This window comes from Bhargavaea cecembensis, from assembly GCF_001619585.1.
Classification (GTDB): Bacteria; Bacillota; Bacilli; order Bacillales_A; family Planococcaceae; genus Bhargavaea; species Bhargavaea cecembensis_A.
This window is the reverse complement of sequence record NZ_LQNT01000013.1, coordinates 185,860-200,871: the sequence shown is the minus strand read 5'-3', so window position 1 is coordinate 200,871 and position 15,012 is coordinate 185,860. Positions and strand designations below refer to the sequence as shown.

Annotated in this window: 23 protein-coding genes; 7 read left to right on the top strand and 16 right to left on the bottom strand. The window is 52.4% G+C overall.

The features are described from left to right. Window positions 1-2: 2 nt before the first annotated feature. The 3 genes from AV656_RS15650 to mnhG are packed head-to-tail and all read left to right on the top strand — an operon-like array spanning window position 3 to window position 1,100. Window positions 3-482, top strand: coding sequence for a Na+/H+ antiporter subunit E (locus AV656_RS15650; RefSeq protein ID WP_063183805.1), 480 nt, complete (start codon window positions 3-5; stop codon window positions 480-482). Continuing rightward, window positions 482-760 carry a Na(+)/H(+) antiporter subunit F1 gene (locus tag AV656_RS15645; protein ID WP_156484898.1) on the top strand — a complete coding sequence of 93 codons (279 nt, stop codon included), beginning with the start codon at window positions 482-484 and terminating at the stop codon, window positions 758-760. The genes AV656_RS15650 and AV656_RS15645 overlap by 1 nt, the downstream gene beginning before the upstream one ends. Beyond that, complete coding sequence (mnhG, locus tag AV656_RS15640; RefSeq protein WP_063183801.1) at window positions 744-1,100, top strand: monovalent cation/H(+) antiporter subunit G; 357 nt, start codon at window positions 744-746, stop codon at window positions 1,098-1,100. Before AV656_RS15645 ends, mnhG begins: the two co-directional genes overlap by 17 nt. 49 nt (window positions 1,101-1,149) lie before the next feature. On the opposite strand, the gene AV656_RS15635 is transcribed toward mnhG, so the two are convergent. Then, on the bottom strand, window positions 1,150-1,296 hold the full coding sequence (locus AV656_RS15635; RefSeq protein WP_419865563.1) for a hypothetical protein: 147 nt from the start codon (window positions 1,294-1,296) through the stop codon (window positions 1,150-1,152). Window positions 1,297-1,396: 100 nt separating this feature from the next. Then, window positions 1,397-2,908, bottom strand: a complete 1,512-nt coding sequence (locus AV656_RS15630; RefSeq protein WP_063183796.1) for a leucyl aminopeptidase — start codon at window positions 2,906-2,908, stop codon at window positions 1,397-1,399. 118 nt (window positions 2,909-3,026) lie between these two features. Between AV656_RS15630 and AV656_RS15625 the strand changes: the two genes are divergently transcribed. Then, entirely contained in the window at window positions 3,027-3,503 is a 477-nt protein-coding gene (locus AV656_RS15625) for a divergent PAP2 family protein (RefSeq protein WP_063183793.1), read from the top strand. 55 nt (window positions 3,504-3,558) lie between these two features. Here AV656_RS15625 and AV656_RS15620 read toward each other — a convergent pair whose 3' ends face one another. The 5 genes from AV656_RS15620 to AV656_RS15600 all read right to left on the bottom strand — a co-directional run bounded on the left by AV656_RS15620 (window position 3,559) and on the right by AV656_RS15600 (window position 6,730). After that, window positions 3,559-3,888 (bottom strand): YuiB family protein, encoded by a 330-nt coding sequence (locus AV656_RS15620; RefSeq protein WP_063183790.1) that lies wholly within the window; start codon window positions 3,886-3,888, stop codon window positions 3,559-3,561. Window positions 3,889-3,970: 82 nt separating this feature from the next. Further along, a complete protein-coding gene (locus AV656_RS15615) occupies window positions 3,971-4,486 on the bottom strand; it encodes an NUDIX domain-containing protein (protein ID WP_063183788.1) in 516 nt (171 codons plus the stop codon). Window positions 4,487-4,651: 165 nt separating this feature from the next. Further along, on the bottom strand, window positions 4,652-5,869 hold the full coding sequence (locus AV656_RS15610) for an NAD(P)/FAD-dependent oxidoreductase (RefSeq protein WP_063183786.1): 1,218 nt from the start codon (window positions 5,867-5,869) through the stop codon (window positions 4,652-4,654). A 176-nt stretch (window positions 5,870-6,045) separates the two neighbouring features. Further along, entirely contained in the window at window positions 6,046-6,408 is a 363-nt protein-coding gene (locus tag AV656_RS15605; RefSeq protein WP_063183784.1) for a HesB/IscA family protein, read from the bottom strand. Between the two features lie 100 nt (window positions 6,409-6,508). Beyond that, window positions 6,509-6,730: a NifU family protein gene (locus tag AV656_RS15600; protein ID WP_231877323.1), complete on the bottom strand. Its 222-nt coding sequence runs from the start codon at window positions 6,728-6,730 to the stop codon at window positions 6,509-6,511. Between the two features lie 96 nt (window positions 6,731-6,826). On the opposite strand from AV656_RS15600, the gene AV656_RS15595 reads away from it, so the two are divergent. Together AV656_RS15595 and AV656_RS15590 are read left to right on the top strand one after the other, a co-directional pair. After that, window positions 6,827-7,156 (top strand): YuzD family protein, encoded by a 330-nt coding sequence (locus AV656_RS15595; RefSeq protein WP_063183779.1) that lies wholly within the window; start codon window positions 6,827-6,829, stop codon window positions 7,154-7,156. A gap of 181 nt (window positions 7,157-7,337) precedes the next feature. Then, window positions 7,338-7,745 carry a ferritin-like domain-containing protein gene (locus tag AV656_RS15590; RefSeq protein WP_231877318.1) on the top strand — a complete coding sequence of 136 codons (408 nt, stop codon included), beginning with the start codon at window positions 7,338-7,340 and terminating at the stop codon, window positions 7,743-7,745. 365 nt (window positions 7,746-8,110) lie between these two features. Here AV656_RS15590 and AV656_RS15585 read toward each other — a convergent pair whose 3' ends face one another. The 3 genes from AV656_RS15585 to AV656_RS15575 form a co-directional block, all read right to left on the bottom strand. Next, a complete protein-coding gene (locus AV656_RS15585) occupies window positions 8,111-8,353 on the bottom strand; it encodes a hypothetical protein (protein ID WP_063183768.1) in 243 nt (80 codons plus the stop codon). A gap of 134 nt (window positions 8,354-8,487) precedes the next feature. Continuing rightward, window positions 8,488-8,751, bottom strand: a complete 264-nt coding sequence (locus AV656_RS15580) for a hypothetical protein (RefSeq protein ID WP_063183766.1) — start codon at window positions 8,749-8,751, stop codon at window positions 8,488-8,490. Between the two features lie 282 nt (window positions 8,752-9,033). Next, the gene (locus AV656_RS15575) at window positions 9,034-10,101 is read right to left on the bottom strand and encodes an NAD(P)/FAD-dependent oxidoreductase (RefSeq protein ID WP_063183763.1); all 1,068 of its coding nucleotides are present in this window, start codon (window positions 10,099-10,101) and stop codon (window positions 9,034-9,036) included. Between the two features lie 145 nt (window positions 10,102-10,246). Here AV656_RS15575 and AV656_RS15570 point away from each other — a divergent pair, with 145 nt between their 5' ends. Beyond that, window positions 10,247-10,489, top strand: a complete 243-nt coding sequence (locus AV656_RS15570; protein WP_008301113.1) for a YuzB family protein — start codon at window positions 10,247-10,249, stop codon at window positions 10,487-10,489. A gap of 48 nt (window positions 10,490-10,537) precedes the next feature. Here the strand turns inward: AV656_RS15570 and AV656_RS15565 are convergent, their stop codons facing one another. The 6 genes from AV656_RS15565 to AV656_RS15545 form a co-directional block, all read right to left on the bottom strand. Then, window positions 10,538-11,305 carry a TIGR01457 family HAD-type hydrolase gene (locus AV656_RS15565; RefSeq protein ID WP_063183761.1) on the bottom strand — a complete coding sequence of 256 codons (768 nt, stop codon included), beginning with the start codon at window positions 11,303-11,305 and terminating at the stop codon, window positions 10,538-10,540. After that, a complete protein-coding gene (locus tag AV656_RS15560) occupies window positions 11,302-11,754 on the bottom strand; it encodes a DUF86 domain-containing protein (RefSeq protein WP_063183758.1) in 453 nt (150 codons plus the stop codon). Before AV656_RS15560 ends, AV656_RS15565 begins: the two co-directional genes overlap by 4 nt. Before the next feature lie 42 nt (window positions 11,755-11,796). Continuing rightward, entirely contained in the window at window positions 11,797-12,141 is a 345-nt protein-coding gene (locus tag AV656_RS15555; protein WP_063183757.1) for a YutD family protein, read from the bottom strand. 14 nt (window positions 12,142-12,155) lie between these two features. Beyond that, window positions 12,156-13,085, bottom strand: coding sequence for a lipoyl synthase (lipA, locus tag AV656_RS15550; RefSeq protein WP_082818800.1), 930 nt, complete (start codon window positions 13,083-13,085; stop codon window positions 12,156-12,158). 142 nt (window positions 13,086-13,227) lie between these two features. Further along, window positions 13,228-13,332, bottom strand: coding sequence for a methionine/alanine import family NSS transporter small subunit (locus AV656_RS16245; RefSeq protein ID WP_082818799.1), 105 nt, complete (start codon window positions 13,330-13,332; stop codon window positions 13,228-13,230). Window positions 13,333-13,344: 12 nt separating this feature from the next. Then, on the bottom strand, window positions 13,345-14,874 hold the full coding sequence (locus AV656_RS15545; RefSeq protein ID WP_063183755.1) for a sodium-dependent transporter: 1,530 nt from the start codon (window positions 14,872-14,874) through the stop codon (window positions 13,345-13,347). Window positions 14,875-15,012: the final 138 nt, after the last annotated feature.

Below are 15,012 nucleotides of genomic sequence, written 5' to 3'. Positions count from 1 at the left end.
TCATGGCCTTTCAAATTCTATTGAATTTCATTCTTGCGTTTACGTGGATGTTCATCCTTAACTCGTTTGATGCGTCCACCTTCATCATCGGCTGGCTGCTGGGTCTTCTTCTGCTGACAATGATGCGGAGATTCTTTAAAGGACCTCTGTATACTCGGAGGATCTGGGCGATTATCAAACTGACCCTGCTCTTCCTTAAAGAACTCTGGCTCGCAAACATCCAGGTGTTCATGCTTGTCATCAAGCCGAAGCTGGATATCCAGCCTGCCATTTTCAGATATCAGACCAAGCTGACCAATGATTGGGAAATCACACTGCTCTCTGCACTGATCACCCTGACCCCCGGCACGGTGGTCATGAATGTGTCCGAGGATAAGAAGATGCTTTATGTACACGCCATCCATATCGATGATGTCGAGGAAGCTGTCACATCCATCCGGGATTCGTTTGAAAAAGCCATTATGGAGGTGAGCAGACCTTGATGATTCTATTCTGGGCATCCCTTGTGCTGATCGTCGTCTCTATGGCGATTATCCTATATCGGCTCATCAAAGGCCCAACAGCTCCAGACCGGGTCATCGCACTCGATGCAATGGGGGTCACACTCATCTCTGTAGTCGGCCTGCTGTCGATCCTGGTCGGGACGCGTTTCTTTCTCGAAGTAATCCTGCTTCTCGCCATCCTGTCCTTCCTCGGCACTGTCGCCTTCTCCAAGTTCATCGAGAAAGGAGAGGTTTTCGACCGTGGAGATTCTGATTAACATCCTGGTCGCTGTGCCCTTGATTGTAGGGGTCGTCTTTACTCTGGTGACGGCAATCGGCCTCAACCGTTTTCCCGACCCCTATACCAGGGCACATGCTGCCTCCAAGAGTTCTACAGTCGGGGTGCTGGGTATCCTACTCTCCGTCTTTCTTCACTTCTGGCTGATTGAAGGTCACTTTAGCCCCCGCATTCTGCTGGGTATTCTCTTCCTGTTCATCACGGCTCCGGTCGGTGCCCATATGATGGGACGGGCTGCCTATTTCTCCGGCGTAAAGCCGAGCGAACTGACCGTGAAGGACGAGCTTGGCGAGGATATCCGTCGCCATGAAGGCAAATAAAAATTAAAAAGCTTCTGCGGATGTGATTCCGCAGAAGCTTTTCTGTCTGTTACCAATAATATGGCCGGTACGGATATCCGTACGGATAATAATACGGATATGGATACGGATAGTACGGATAGCGGCCTCCGCCATAGAAGAGTGCACCACCCAGCAGACTGCCGGCAAACCCGCCAAGGAACGGACCGAAGAACAAATCGTTTCCCCCTCTCCGGAAAGGATAGCGTCGGTAACGAGGCATTTGCCTCCTCCCTTTCTCCGCTATCCTATGCCGGAAGCCCGGCCGGGACTGGGCGTTATTCGACTGCTGCTTCTTCCGCCATCAGGTCGACAAGCGTGGCAAGCGTACGCACCATGACGCCTGTGCCGCCTTTTGGTCCAAGATCGTGTGCGGACGAAGCACCGGACGTTCCCGCGATATCCAGGTGAATCCACGGGGTGTCTTCTGCAAACTCGCCGACAAATCCGCCGCCGAAAATCATATGGCCATCGCTTCCCGGTGAGTTGTTGAGATCCGCCACATCGCTCTTGCGGATCCGCCTCTTGTCGCTTTCGATAAGCGGGAGCCGCCAGACAAATTCTCCGGTTTCAGAGGCGGCTTCCAAAAAGGTTTCAAAGAATCCTTCATCGTTGGTGAGTGCACCTGTCTTATCATAGCCAAGAGCGGTGATGACGCCTCCTGTGAGCGTCGCGACGTCCACAAGGTAATCTGCCCCCGACTGCTTGGCATACGTGACGGCATCGGCCAGGACAAGCCGTCCTTCGGCATCCGTGTTCAGCACTTCGATCGTCTTGCCGCTCAGCGAGGTGATGACATCGTCCGGCTTGAAGGCGCTTCCTGAAATCATATTGTCCGTCGATGCGATCACCGCGATTACATTCTTCTTGGGACGGAGCTCCCCGATGATCCGCATGGCACCGAGAACTGCGGCTGCACCGCCCATATCGCCTTTCATGCCGACGATGCCGGTCTTCGTCTTAATAGAGTAGCCGCCCGTATCGAAGGTGATTCCCTTGCCGACGAGACCGACCACGTCCTCCCACTTTTCGGTTCCTTCATATTTCAGGGCGATCAGGCGAGGCTCTTCCACCGAACCCTGGTTGACTGCCAGGAGAGCACCCATGCCGAGTTCTTCCATCTCGGCGCGGCCGAGGACCTCGATTCCGAAGCCGTACAGCTCAGCCAGACGTGCTGCATAATCGGCCATTGCGGTCGCCGTAAGAATATTGCCCGGCGTATTCACGAGATCCCTTGCCTCGTTGACGGCATCCGCATAGACCCGCCCCACACCAAACGCGGGCTTGATCACATCTTCACCCGCATCCGCCAGAAGCGTGACCTCTCGAAGCTCGACCTGCTTCTCGTTGGACCCGGTTTTATAATCTTCGAATGAATAAGTGCCGAGCCCCAGGCCCTCCGCGGCCGCAAAAGCGATGTCCGCATCTTCAAAATCCCCGGAAGTGAACGATGCAGCCCAGATGGCTGCAGTTTCCGCTTTCATCTTGCGGAGTTCTTTGCCGGCCCCTGCAAACACTTTTCTGAGATCATCTGCACCTAGCGTCTTGTCATTTCCGAGTCCGGTGAAGAGGACACGTCTGAATCCGGCATCCGGCATGGCCGGTACGCGTGAGAACTCACAGCGCCCGGATGCGACATCCCCGGAACGGACCCACCCGGTAAGAGCCCCTCCGAACAAAGCATCCAGATGATCCCACCCTTCCACATGCTCAGGATGTTTCGGTACGCCCACGATCAGCACATCCGCCGTCATGTCCTTCAGGCTGTTTTTCTGTACGTTGACTTCCATCTTGATCCCTCCATCCAGCTTTCGTCCTCATTATACCGGAATGTCGGACTGTGGGTCAGCCGGCTCCTAGTGGTATGTTATAATTTTTATTATCTTCTGCCTGAAAGGTTGTGCCTCCATGTCCCTATTTCAAAACGCTCCTCTATGGGTGGCGGTGTTCAGTATTTTCTTTGCACAGTTCGTCAAGATCCCGATCCATTATCTGGCCACCCGGAAAGTGGATTGGAGGCTATTCACTTCAACGGGCGGCATGCCGAGCTCCCATTCCGCAGCGGTGTCCTCGCTGACGACTGCCATAGGATTCGAGCACGGCCTGGATTCCACCATCTTTGCGGTCTCTGCCGTCTTTGCGATCATCGTGATGTTCGACGCATCCGGTGTGCGATTCCAGGCGGGCCAGCAGGCGGTCGTCATCAACCAGATGCGTACCGATTTCCGGAATTTCATCCAAACGACCAGGGAATGGCCGCAGAAAGATGAGCAGCAGAAGATCGAGGAGCTGAAAACCCTCCTCGGTCACAAGCCGAGTGAGGTGTATGCCGGCGCTCTTACCGGTATTCTTCTGGCCGCCATTCTGTATGCATTCATACTCTGACCGTTCCAAATAACAAAAAAGCGTCCCGCGAGAGCGGAACGCTTTTTTTGTCTTATCAGAACATCCTGTAGCCCATTCTCCGAAGAATGATCATGACGATGCCTGCGAGGATGGCGCCGACCAAGCCGCCTATCAGGATGATGATATCTGCGGCGTGAAGGGAGACAAGTTTGTCTCCAAGGCTGCTGAAAGCCATGCCCGGGCTGGTGATGTAATCCAGTATCCGTACTTCATCCACGATCAGGATGACGATAACCGGATAGACGATCGCCATGAGCCAAGTCATGCGGAGCAGCATATTCAGAAGGAAGCCGATCCCGAAGAACATGACCATGAACAGCAGGAACGACAACAGAACTTCTACAATGGATAATGAACCGTCCAATTCGCTAACCTCCGATTTCCTTTCACCAGTTTACCGGAACGGGGGCCCGCTTTCAATAAGCCGGGTCCCGTTCACCAATCTGTCAGAAATCAGGGCCGGCTCCGCCTTTCCGGAAAAAGAACTTGTAACTCGTGTATCCGAAGATGTCTCCCGGCCAGGCTCCATGCACTTCAGGCAGACCGCCGTCGACGGCTTCGCCCGCAATCTCATGGATCAGCAGCGATGAATCCGGAGAGGCCGCCAACTCGCCGGGTGTCATCCATCTGGCTTCCGCAATTTCCCGTTCCTGTGGAATCACCGGTTGTGCATCCGAAACAGGCCGGAGAAGAAACAGCGCCATGTTATCGCTGATCTCCCCTTTCAGCACACCGGTCCGGAACCCAGCCATCCCGGTGAGCTCAGTCCGGATACCGGTTTCTTCGGCCACCTCTCGGACGGCCGCCTCATCCGCCCGTTCTCCGGGTTCCACGAAACCGGCCGGAAACGACCATTTGCCTTTCAGGCCGCCGTACGTCTTTTTCACGACCAGCCATTCTCCATTTCCGTTCATGACAATGCCCGCTGCGCCGAGCCATACTTTCCCCCGTTCTTTCCCCATACCTTCTCCTCCCGTCATCCCGACCGATGTCCCGGAATGGTCAAGTTTAAAAAATCTCCCCGAAACGGTTCCGTGAACATGACGGAGCCGAATCGGGGAGGTTTCCTTTACACAACAAATCGGGCGGCCCGCCCATGGAAAAGGACTGCGCCGCCCGGACATCCATTACAGAATGTCGAATTTGCCTTTCTTAATGACGAGCGACGGTCCGCCGATCATATAGAGCGCACGGTTGTCGATCATTTTCTTCAGGAAGCTGGCTTTCTTGCCTGTGACCAGCTTGCCGTCGAATACATTGCCGATCGCATCGTCATCGCCGAGCGAGCAGACTGTCCCTTTCAGGTCAGGAACAAATTTCTTCGTTTTGCCGCCTTTGGAGAGGCTGATGATGTTTTCAGCAACCTGAGCACCCTGCTGCATGGCGATCTGTGCTGTCGGCGGGTATGGACGGCCGGCATCCTCATTCATGAGGAACGCGCAGTCTCCGACGATGAATACATCGTCATAACCCGGCGCACGCATGTCTTCGCGCACGGCCACACGGGCACGCTTGCTTTCGATCGACGTTTCTTCGATCAGGCGGTTGCCCCGGACACCTGCAGCCCAGACAACTGTGCCGGCTTTGATGAATTCGAACTTCTCTTCACCGGTCTTGATCTTGACACCTTCAGGAGTCGCTTCCACGACTGGCGTGCCGATGGAGAATTCGATTCCTTTGGATTTCAGATAGGCTGTCGCATATTCAACAAGCTGCGGGTCGAAGCCAGGAAGGACCATCGGCGCGGCTTCCACACAGATGACGCGGACTTTTTCCCGTGGCACATCAAACTCTTCGCAAAGCTCAGGAACGCGGTTTCCAAGTTCGCCGAGGAACTCGATGCCCGTGAACCCTGCACCACCGACAACGATTGTCAGGCGGGAATCATCTTTATCCTCTTCCATCGACCAAGTCGCAAACTGATACTCGATATGTTCGCGGATCTGGCGCGCAGCATTCACATCTGCGATGCCGAGTGCATACTTGTCCAGCCCTTCGATTCCGAAGGTTTCGCCTTCAAAACCGAGCCCGATTACGAGATAGTCATACGTGAGTTCGCCTGCATCCGTGCCGACTTTCTTATTGTCTACATCGATCGATTCGACCGTTGCCTTGACGAACTTCACCTTGTTTTCATCGATGACGCGCTTGATGTCGTAGCGAACATCTTCCGGCTTAAGCGTTCCGGCAGCCGCTTCGTGGAGCCAGGTCGACTCGTAATGATAGTCGTTTTTGTTTACGAGGACAATGTCCATATCATCGGTGCCAATTTTCTTCTGAAGGTTGACGACTGTAGAAAGTCCGCCGTATCCGCCTCCGAGCACCAGAACTGTAGGTCTCTTCACTTAAATCCCAACCACCTTTATGAATGTGTATATGAATGCAGGACGGCCACAATGCCGTGGTTGTCACGGCATTGCGCCGTAATCGACAAAATCCATCACCTTTAGTTTAGTCCTTTACATGTGGGTTTTCAAGAGGTGGCAAGGAAATAAAAAAGACCGGAAATCCGGTCTTTTACTCAACATTTCTCTGGTGTGCCCTCTTTCCTGGCCGTCCGGAACGATGTACCGCAGCCGCAGGACGCGATGGCGTTCGGATTCTTGATGGTGAATCCGCCTCCCATGAGGGACTGCTTGTAATCGATCTTCGTGCCGCTCAGGATGCCGGCGTCATCTTTGGAGACGACGATAGGAATCCCATGCAGTTCGAGAAATTCATCATCCTCATTGCGCTCTCTCGTGAAGTTGAGGCCGTAGGTCAGTCCGCTGCAACCGCCGCCATTGACCCCGACACGAAGGAAAGAACCTTCCTCTTCATTGTTGACCATCATTTCCTTCACCTGATAGGCCGCAGCTTCCGTCAGTTCCACCACTTGTGTCATTTTTCCTCACTCCTTTTCTATCATCTTACCGCTTGTTGCCCGCCGGTTCAAATGAGCGGGCCGATTATTGAAAAGGATCCGCCTTGGCGGATCCGTAAGATCAAAATACCTGTTCGACTTCGACGACGCCCGGCACTTCTTCGACTAGCGCGCGCTCGATGCCGGCTTTGAGCGTAATTGTCGAACTTGGGCAGGTTCCGCAAGCACCAAGCAGGCGGAGTTTCACGATGCCGTCCTCGACGTCAACGAGTTCGCAGTCGCCGCCATCGCGGAGAAGGAACGGACGCAGTTTATCAAGGACTTCTTGCACACTATCCATCATCGCTGTTTCTGTCACTTCGATTCGACTCCTTTCACTGATTTCATTATAATGTGTTCAAGACAGAAAATCCATAACGGAAACCGGGGGGATTATTTAATGAATGAAAAAGGGATCAATATCGAAGTATACGGTGCCGATGTCATTTGCGCAAGCTGCGTGAACGCACCCTCTTCAAAAGATACATATGAGTGGCTGGAAGCCGCCATCACAAGAAAGTATCCCGGCCAATCGTTCCGGATCGATTATATCGATATCGAGCAGCCGATCGACGATCCGGTGCGCGCCGACATCGCGGCGCGTGTGAAGGATGACGAGTTCTTCTATCCGCTCGTCATGATCGGCGGAGAAGTTGTCGGCGAGGGCTACATCCAGCTGAAACCGGTATTCAGGGAACTTGAAAAGCACGGTTTTACAGCGGAAGCCTGAGCATATTTCATGGTTAGAGTCAGACTGCAGATACAATAGAGCGACACGCTCTTTTGACTGCAGTTTTTTCTTTTTCTGAGCATCTGATGATTTCACGAAGTTCACTAAGACGGCTTGCTTAAAAACACTGCACCCACTTTCAGCATATGCTAATCGAGAATGAAACATGGAGGTGCATGTGTTGGATGAATCATCGATGATTCGCAACCTTGAAAAGGCGATCGATGGGGAGTATCAAGCGATTTATTGCTATGAATATCTGGCTAATCAAGCGCCAGATGAGGACATCAGACAACGGATTATGGAAATTCGCTCAGATGAAATGCGCCATTATGAAAGATTCTGGAATGTTTATTATTCCCTGACAAACAAAGAGTATGAACCAAAGCTCAATGAGAAATGCCCCAGCACCTACTCGGCCGGTGTCTTGGCCGCATTTCTCGATGAGCAAAAGGCCACTGAATTTTATCTTAGGTCAATGAGAGAGGCATCCGCGGCAGAAGTGAGAAATGCTTTTGATTCTGCTGCAAGAGATGAGCAAAACCATGCAGTATGGTATCTTTACTATTTGATGGAGTCCGGTCAATAAAAACCCTCAGAAATTCGAATTGACACAAACAGCCCACCACGATTCAAAGGATTGAGGGTGAAAGAACGAATAAAAGAGGATGCCGCAACCGAACTGCATGTGCTTCGGTGCGGCGTTTTACATTCTAGAGATCTTACCGCCGCAACCTCTTCGCTACCCACCCATCGACCTTCCACGCGGATCCGCTTCGCCGTCACATCCACATTCTGAATCACCCCGGTATGTTTATGTGCCCTGTCCCTCCACCAGACATTTGTAATGTCTGGTTCTTCCCGGGGCAAAAGCATTCCAGCCCCTACTTACACCTTGAGCAACATAGAAAAAAGCGCCTGCATGGACGCTCATACTTGGATCTATGTCAGTTTTTAATCCTGATTGGTTACATACTTCTCATATGCAATAGACTCTTCTTCCAGTACAGAGACCACTATTTTTTCAATAGCTGATAGATAGACGGCGGTATACTCTGTGTCACCTGACTTTGCCTTTTCTATACACTCCGGTATACCCTCGAGCAGAAGTTCAAGTTTTCTCTGAATTCGCTCGCGAGATTCGCCTAGGTAGGTGATCTCTTTCCTTTCTTGGAACTGGTTTTTATCATCCTTCATAACTATTGTTCTCCTCACGACACTATTGTCGACTAATAATATGCTATCTACTTCATTTCGACAACTATTACTTTTATCCTTTTAGTATTATTTAACAAGAGCACCCAAAATGGATGCTCTTTTTATTTCCTAATTTATTTGTTTAGTTTACTAAGAATAATGCGCTCTCCATCCATGTTGATGACTTGGAAGTCTCCCGCATAGAAATGAAAGCTTTGCCCAACATTCACTATAGGGTTGTTGATGACTTCTTCGTTTTCCATGCAACGTCTGAGGAACGCCTTAACAGTTTCACTCTCAGTCCGCAACTCGAAGCCATTCGAAGATCTCCTTATTGTGCCGTTAACTTCATATACCCAATCATTAAGTGAAACTCTCCAAAATTCTATATCTTTCATTGGAGTTCCCCCTTCCTTTGTCATAATTCGACAAATCAGAAGGGAGTCCTTCCTCTAATGTTGTTGGCAAAGATTTCCCTCACCATCTTGGATCGTGTCGGTTATGACGACTCCAAGACATGATTGTGACTATACGCACGTCACCGAAAGAATGAAAGAGGATGTCGCAACGAAACTGAAAGAAAGCTTCGGCGACATCCTCAAAGGCGCAAATTCGGTATTTGTTGTTTTTCTCAACCCAAGAACGTTCAAACCTTTCGACCCCCTGGGGTGGAGTGTTCCTCAGCCATTATGCCATTTGTACATCCACAGGATGCCTGACTTCAGCAGGCGGGCGATTCGGCCGGTAACGGTCCGGTCGGCGAGGAAGGCAAAGCCTTTCTTTTTCCCGAGTGAACCGACGATGCCCTGGAGCTTGATCTCCGGCATTTTCTCAGGGAGGGTTTCGCCGTTCCAGCGCATTTTCAGAACCTTGACGATCTGCTCACCCTGCTCTTCGGCAAGATAGGCACTCGGGGCGTGAGGGAGCGCTGCGCAGTCGCCGACAACGTAGACGTTTTCGTTTTCAGGAATGTTGTGATGCGGTGTCAGGACGACCCGTCCCCCTCCCGCCTTCTCAACATCCAGCTTGCGCACGATTTCGACCGGACGGATGCCCGCTGTCCATACGACTGCATCTGCCGGGATCGAATTTTCGTGGTTGTAGAGCAGATGCGGCTCCACTTTAGTGATGTTCGAGTTGCTGACGACTTCAACATTGTTTTCATCAAACCAGGATTGGACATAATTACTGAGCCGCTCCGGGAAGTCTCTGAGAATCCGGGGTCCCCGGTCAAAGAGCTTAATTTTCAGGTCCGGACGGCTCTCGCGGAGTTCACTTGCAATCTCGATGCCGCTCAGGCCGGCACCGACGATGGCAACCGTCGCGCCGCCGGACAGACCCAGGACTTCTCGGTATGTATCACGGGACTTGCGGATGGTCTGGATGCTGTGGGTATATTCCTCGGCACCCGGCACATCATGATAGTTGTCATCGCAGCCGAGCCCGATGACGAGGTCGTCGTACCGGATGCTGTCGCCGTTGTCCAGATAGACGCATTGTTCACCCATGTTAATGTCGACAACCTCGGCGGTGACCGTACGGAGGCGCTCATGCTCAGGGAATTCGACACGGACTTCCGCATCAGGCACCGTCCCTGCCGCCAGGGCATAGAATTCAGTCTTCAGGCTGTGAAACGGCGTCCGGTCGATCAGGATGATTTCCCGGTCCTCAGGAAGTTGATTGGGCAGAAGGCGGAGCAGTATCCTCATATTACCGTAGCCGCCGCCTAACAGGACTAGTTTCTTCATGGTAATCTCCTTTGGTGAAGTTCGGTATTCGTTCTTAAATCTTGCGTTCCAACGCCATTATATCGGAATGTGAGAGGTTTCACAATAAGCCGTTTAATTGACGGGCAGACGAAAAAGGAGTACGATTTTCGGGTAGGAGAGGTGAATGTTTGTGAATCCGATCGTAGAATTCTGCATGAGCAACATGGCCTGCGGTTCACAGAAAACATTCGAGGAACTCGAACAGGACCCGAATCTTGACGTCCTCGAATATGGCTGCCTCAGCTTCTGCTCGCAATGTGCCGAATCGCTTTATGCGGTCGTCAACGGCGAGATCGTCGAAGGCGAGACACCGGATGAACTAAAGGAAAACATCTACCGATTTATCGAAGAGAATCCGCTGTTCTGATCCAGTCACATATAGATCAAAGCGCAATGCCGGCCGGCATTGCGCTTTTTAATTTTCTATCCATCCGTCGAGCGATCCAAGGGCATAGGTCGGCTGTTCCTCATATTTTGCGAGATCTCCGGTCCGGGTGACACCGGTGTCGACATGCAATGTATCAATGCCAAATCGGATACCGGCCGTGATGTCGGTTTCATAATTGTCCCCTACCATGATCATCTCTTCTTTTTTCAGCCCGTGCCTATCCGCAAGGGCCTGCAGCATCGGGACAGCGGGCTTGCCGATATAAAACGGAGCTACACCGGTCGCAAGCTCGATAAGCCCGGCGAAGGCACCGTTGCCGGGCACGAGGCCACGTTCGGTCGGATACGCTTTGTCACTGTTGGTTGCAACAAAAGCCGCTCCCGCGGAGACTGCAAGCGAAGCATTGGCGAGTTTATCGTAGGTGATTCCGCGGTCTATGCCGACCACAACGGCTTCCGGTGATTCCTGTACAATCCGGTGGCCCGCCGACATCAGTGCTGTCCGCAGCCCCTCCTCCCCGATCATATAGACCGGAAGAGGTCCGTGATTTTTCAGCAGGTGATCAGCCGTCGCAACCGATGAGGTCATGATTTCTTCAGGGGCGGCTGCGATGCCCATCCGTGCCAGCTTCTCGGCCTGATTTTCCGGCGTCAGGGCGGAGTTGTTGGTCACAAAAAACACGCCGGCCCCTTTCTCCCTCAGCTTTCTGATAAAACTTACCGTTTCAGGAATCGGCTCAGCACCCCGGTAGACTGTACCGTCAAGGTCAAAACACCAGGCCCGGTATTCCTTCATTCATTGTCCTCCGGAAGAAAAGCGGAAACCGGCCCGAGTTCCTCGGTCAGATAACGGCGCGTGGAGTCCGGGAAAAGCCGGAGAGCCGGCATCGTCTGGTTAAGCACACGCTCGACTTCGGCGGAGTCGACATCCATGAATTCACGGACAATCATTTTTCTCAGGCCGATCAGCTCTTTTAGCGGTGCCTCCATATCAACTTCAACCACTTTTTCATCAAGGAGAATATCGATGATGTCCTCATAGCTTCCCGGATCCCGCATGATGAAACCGTCGATAAGCGTATTGCCGATGTCAATTACCGATTCAATCAGGTTGTGGGCGATACGCTCCTGCGCCAGCTTCCCTGCCGGACTTTCTGTCCATTCGGAACGGCTTTCATAAACCTCAAAAAGCTGCTCCATATGGGATGCGGTCTGTTCCACTTTGTTACGGTCGATAAAATACACGATTTTTCCTCCTGTCGGTTCAAGACGAAAACCCGCAACGGTTTATTCACCGTTTTGCGGGTCATCCTGTTCCATTTCTTGCGGGGCACCCTGTTTTTTAGAGTTCCCTTTTGGCTTCGGAATTTTCTTGAGGACAAAATGAGCACAGCCGAAGTTGCAATGCTCATACAGATAGTCCTCGAGTGTGCTGATTTTCGTCGCAATGGTCGCCTTCGGATTTTTATCGTCGAAGAAGCCGCGAAGCCTGAGCTGACCATAGCCCCAGTCACCGACGATGTAGTCATACTTGGTGAGGATGTCGCTGTAACGGGCTTCAAGCGCATCTTCCTGAAGGGCTTCCCGGTAATCCCTGACCACTTCGTACTCGGTGTTTTCGATCTTGATCATGTTCGTTCCTTCTTTCAGGATTGGACGGCCAGTTCGCTTTCACCGCGGCGCTGACGCTCGCGGGCTGCTGCGTTAACCTGCTCATCCGCGTGGTAGCTGCTGCGCACCAGTGGGCCGGCTTCACAATGCGAGAATCCTTTGGTCATGGCAATTTCACGGAGTTCGCCGAATTCCTGTGGCGTGTAGTATTTCTGAACGGCGATATGTTTCTTCGTAGGCTGGAGATACTGTCCGATTGTCATGATGTCCACATTGTTTGCGCGGAGATCGTCCATCGTCTCGATGATTTCTTCCCATGTCTCGCCTAGGCCAACCATCAGGGAGGACTTTGTCGGGATTTCCGGCTGCATCTCCTTCGCCCGGCGCAGGAACTCGAGGGAACGGTCGTAGGTTGCCCGTGCGCGTACCCGCTTAGTCATGCGGCGCACCGTCTCGATGTTGTGGTTCAGAATATCCGGCTTGGCGTCCATCAGTGTCTTCAGGCTGTCATAATCACCTGCAAGGTCGGACGGCAGCACTTCTACCGTGGTAAATGGATTTTTGCGGCGGATGGCCCGAATGGTTTCTGCCATCACACCTGCTCCCCCGTCGCGCTGATCATCGCGGGCCACCATTGTGATCACGGCATGCTTAAGATTCATCAGTGCTACGGAATCGGCCACGCGTTCCGGTTCGGCAAGGTCAAGTTCGTTCGGCAGGCCCGTCTTGACCGCACAGAAACGGCAGGCCCTTGTGCAGACGGCACCAAGAATCATGAATGTGGCCGTCCTGCGCTCGCCCCAGCACTCATGAATGTTTGGGCAACGCGCCTCTTCACAGACAGTATGCAGGCCTTTTTCGCGCATCATCTTTTTAAGGTCGACATAGTTCTCATTGGTGTTCAGCTTGATTTTAAGCCAATCCGGCTTTCGGATATGCTCGTTTCCGGGCTTGCATGATGTCATCGCCATCGGCTCCATTCTCTCTGTATTGAAAATGCTCACTGTTTTCAATGTAACACAATGGACAAGTTGGAACAACAGCCATCGGCAGGTTCCGGATCCCGGCAGGCACAAAAAAAGCGCCCCGTATAGGGACGCTTTTGTTTTAACGTTTTTTGGCTTTTGAGACAGCGTTCACAATGCTTGCCGCGAGTCCGCCCCAAATAATCAGAATGCCGAGGATCATCATGAAGATCGCCGATCCGCTCATGGAACTTCCCCCTTATGATTGGTCTCTGTCATATGGCTCAAGTGCATGTCTGTTCCACTTGATCAGGGTGAACAGGATGCCCAGTATAAGTGCCGCGATGGCAACCGCCCACCCTGCCCCCATGATGAAGGCATCCGAATATCCTTCATAGTTGCCGGTTTCCGTATCAAAGCGTTTGCCGAGGTTCGTCCGGAACAGATCGAACATCATATACCCGAGCACAAGCGGTGTAATGAACTTCAGCGAGAAGTTCCACCATCCTCCGATCTGGATATCGGACATCGGATTGGCATGGTCCTTGAATACATCAAGTTTTCGGAAGACCCAGGCGACTGCGATGACTTCGACCAGCCCGATGAAGGCAACGCCGAATTGGTTGATGAAGTAGTCGGCCACATCGAGGAAGTAAAGTCCTCCGCGTGTAGTGAACAGAAGCGAGATCAGCGAGGCAAGGCCTGCTCCGAAAAGGACTGCCTTATTCCGCGAGATTCCCAGTTTCTCGGAAAGGCCTGCCACATACGTCTCACAGATGGAAATGAGCGATGTAAGCCCTGCCAGGACGAGAGACAGGAAGAACAGAACTCCGAAAAGGGCGTTCATGCCCGGGAACTCATTGATGATCTGCGGGAACACCGCAAAGGCGAGTCCGACGCCTGCCGTAGCCACTTCGTCGACGGGGACGTTGCTCTGGACGGCCATGAACCCGAGTGCGGCAAAGACGCCGATCCCTGCAAGAAGCTCAAAGCCCGAGTTCGCAAAGCCCGTGATGAAGGCGTTGTTCGTGATATCCGATTTCCTGGGCAGGTAACTGGAGTAAGTGATCATGATGGCAAATGCGATTGAGAGACTGAAGAAGATATGGCCATAGGCCGCTACCCAGACGGTACCGTTCGCAAGCTGGCTGAGGTCCGGCTTGAAGAATGCATCGAGCCCGGTCAATGCGCCTGGCAGTGTGACCGCCCGGATGACAATCAGCAGGAAGACGATGACGAGTGCCGGGATGAAGATTCTGTTAGCCAGCTCGATTCCCTTCTTGACACCTGCAAACAGGATGCCGAAGACGATGATCCACACAAGAATATGCGGGATCAGGACGCCCGGCACAAACCCACCGACCTGCCCCGGTGCATCGGCCAGGTTCAGCACATCACCAAACAGGAAGCCCGTAGTGTCGTCTCCCCACTGAAGGTTAAACGAATACACGGTGTATTTCATCGCCCATGCGATGATGACCGAGTAATAGGTGGAGATGACGAATGCGACAAAGACGCCCCACCAGCCGAGCCATTCGGCCTTTTTCCCTTCCATGCGGAAGAAGGAGAGCGGTGCCGAGCCGCGGTACTTCTGCCCGATTGTGAACTCCATGATCAGGATCGGGATTCCGGCGGTCAGAAGCGCAAATAAATACGGTATGAAAAATGCCCCGCCGCCATTTTCATAGGCGACATACGGAAAACGCCAGATGTTCCCCAGGCCGATTGCGGACCCCACCGCAGCCAGAATAAAGCCGGCCCTCGTCCCCCATTGTGAACGCTGTCCCATATTGATCCCCCTTGATGTTTCTCCCCGTCCATCCCCCATATTTCTAATAAACGGGAAGATTTATTTTATTCAGACTTCTTTAATCCTATTGTAAGTATAACGACCCTGAAATATGAAGTCAAAGTCTTTTTTCTTTTT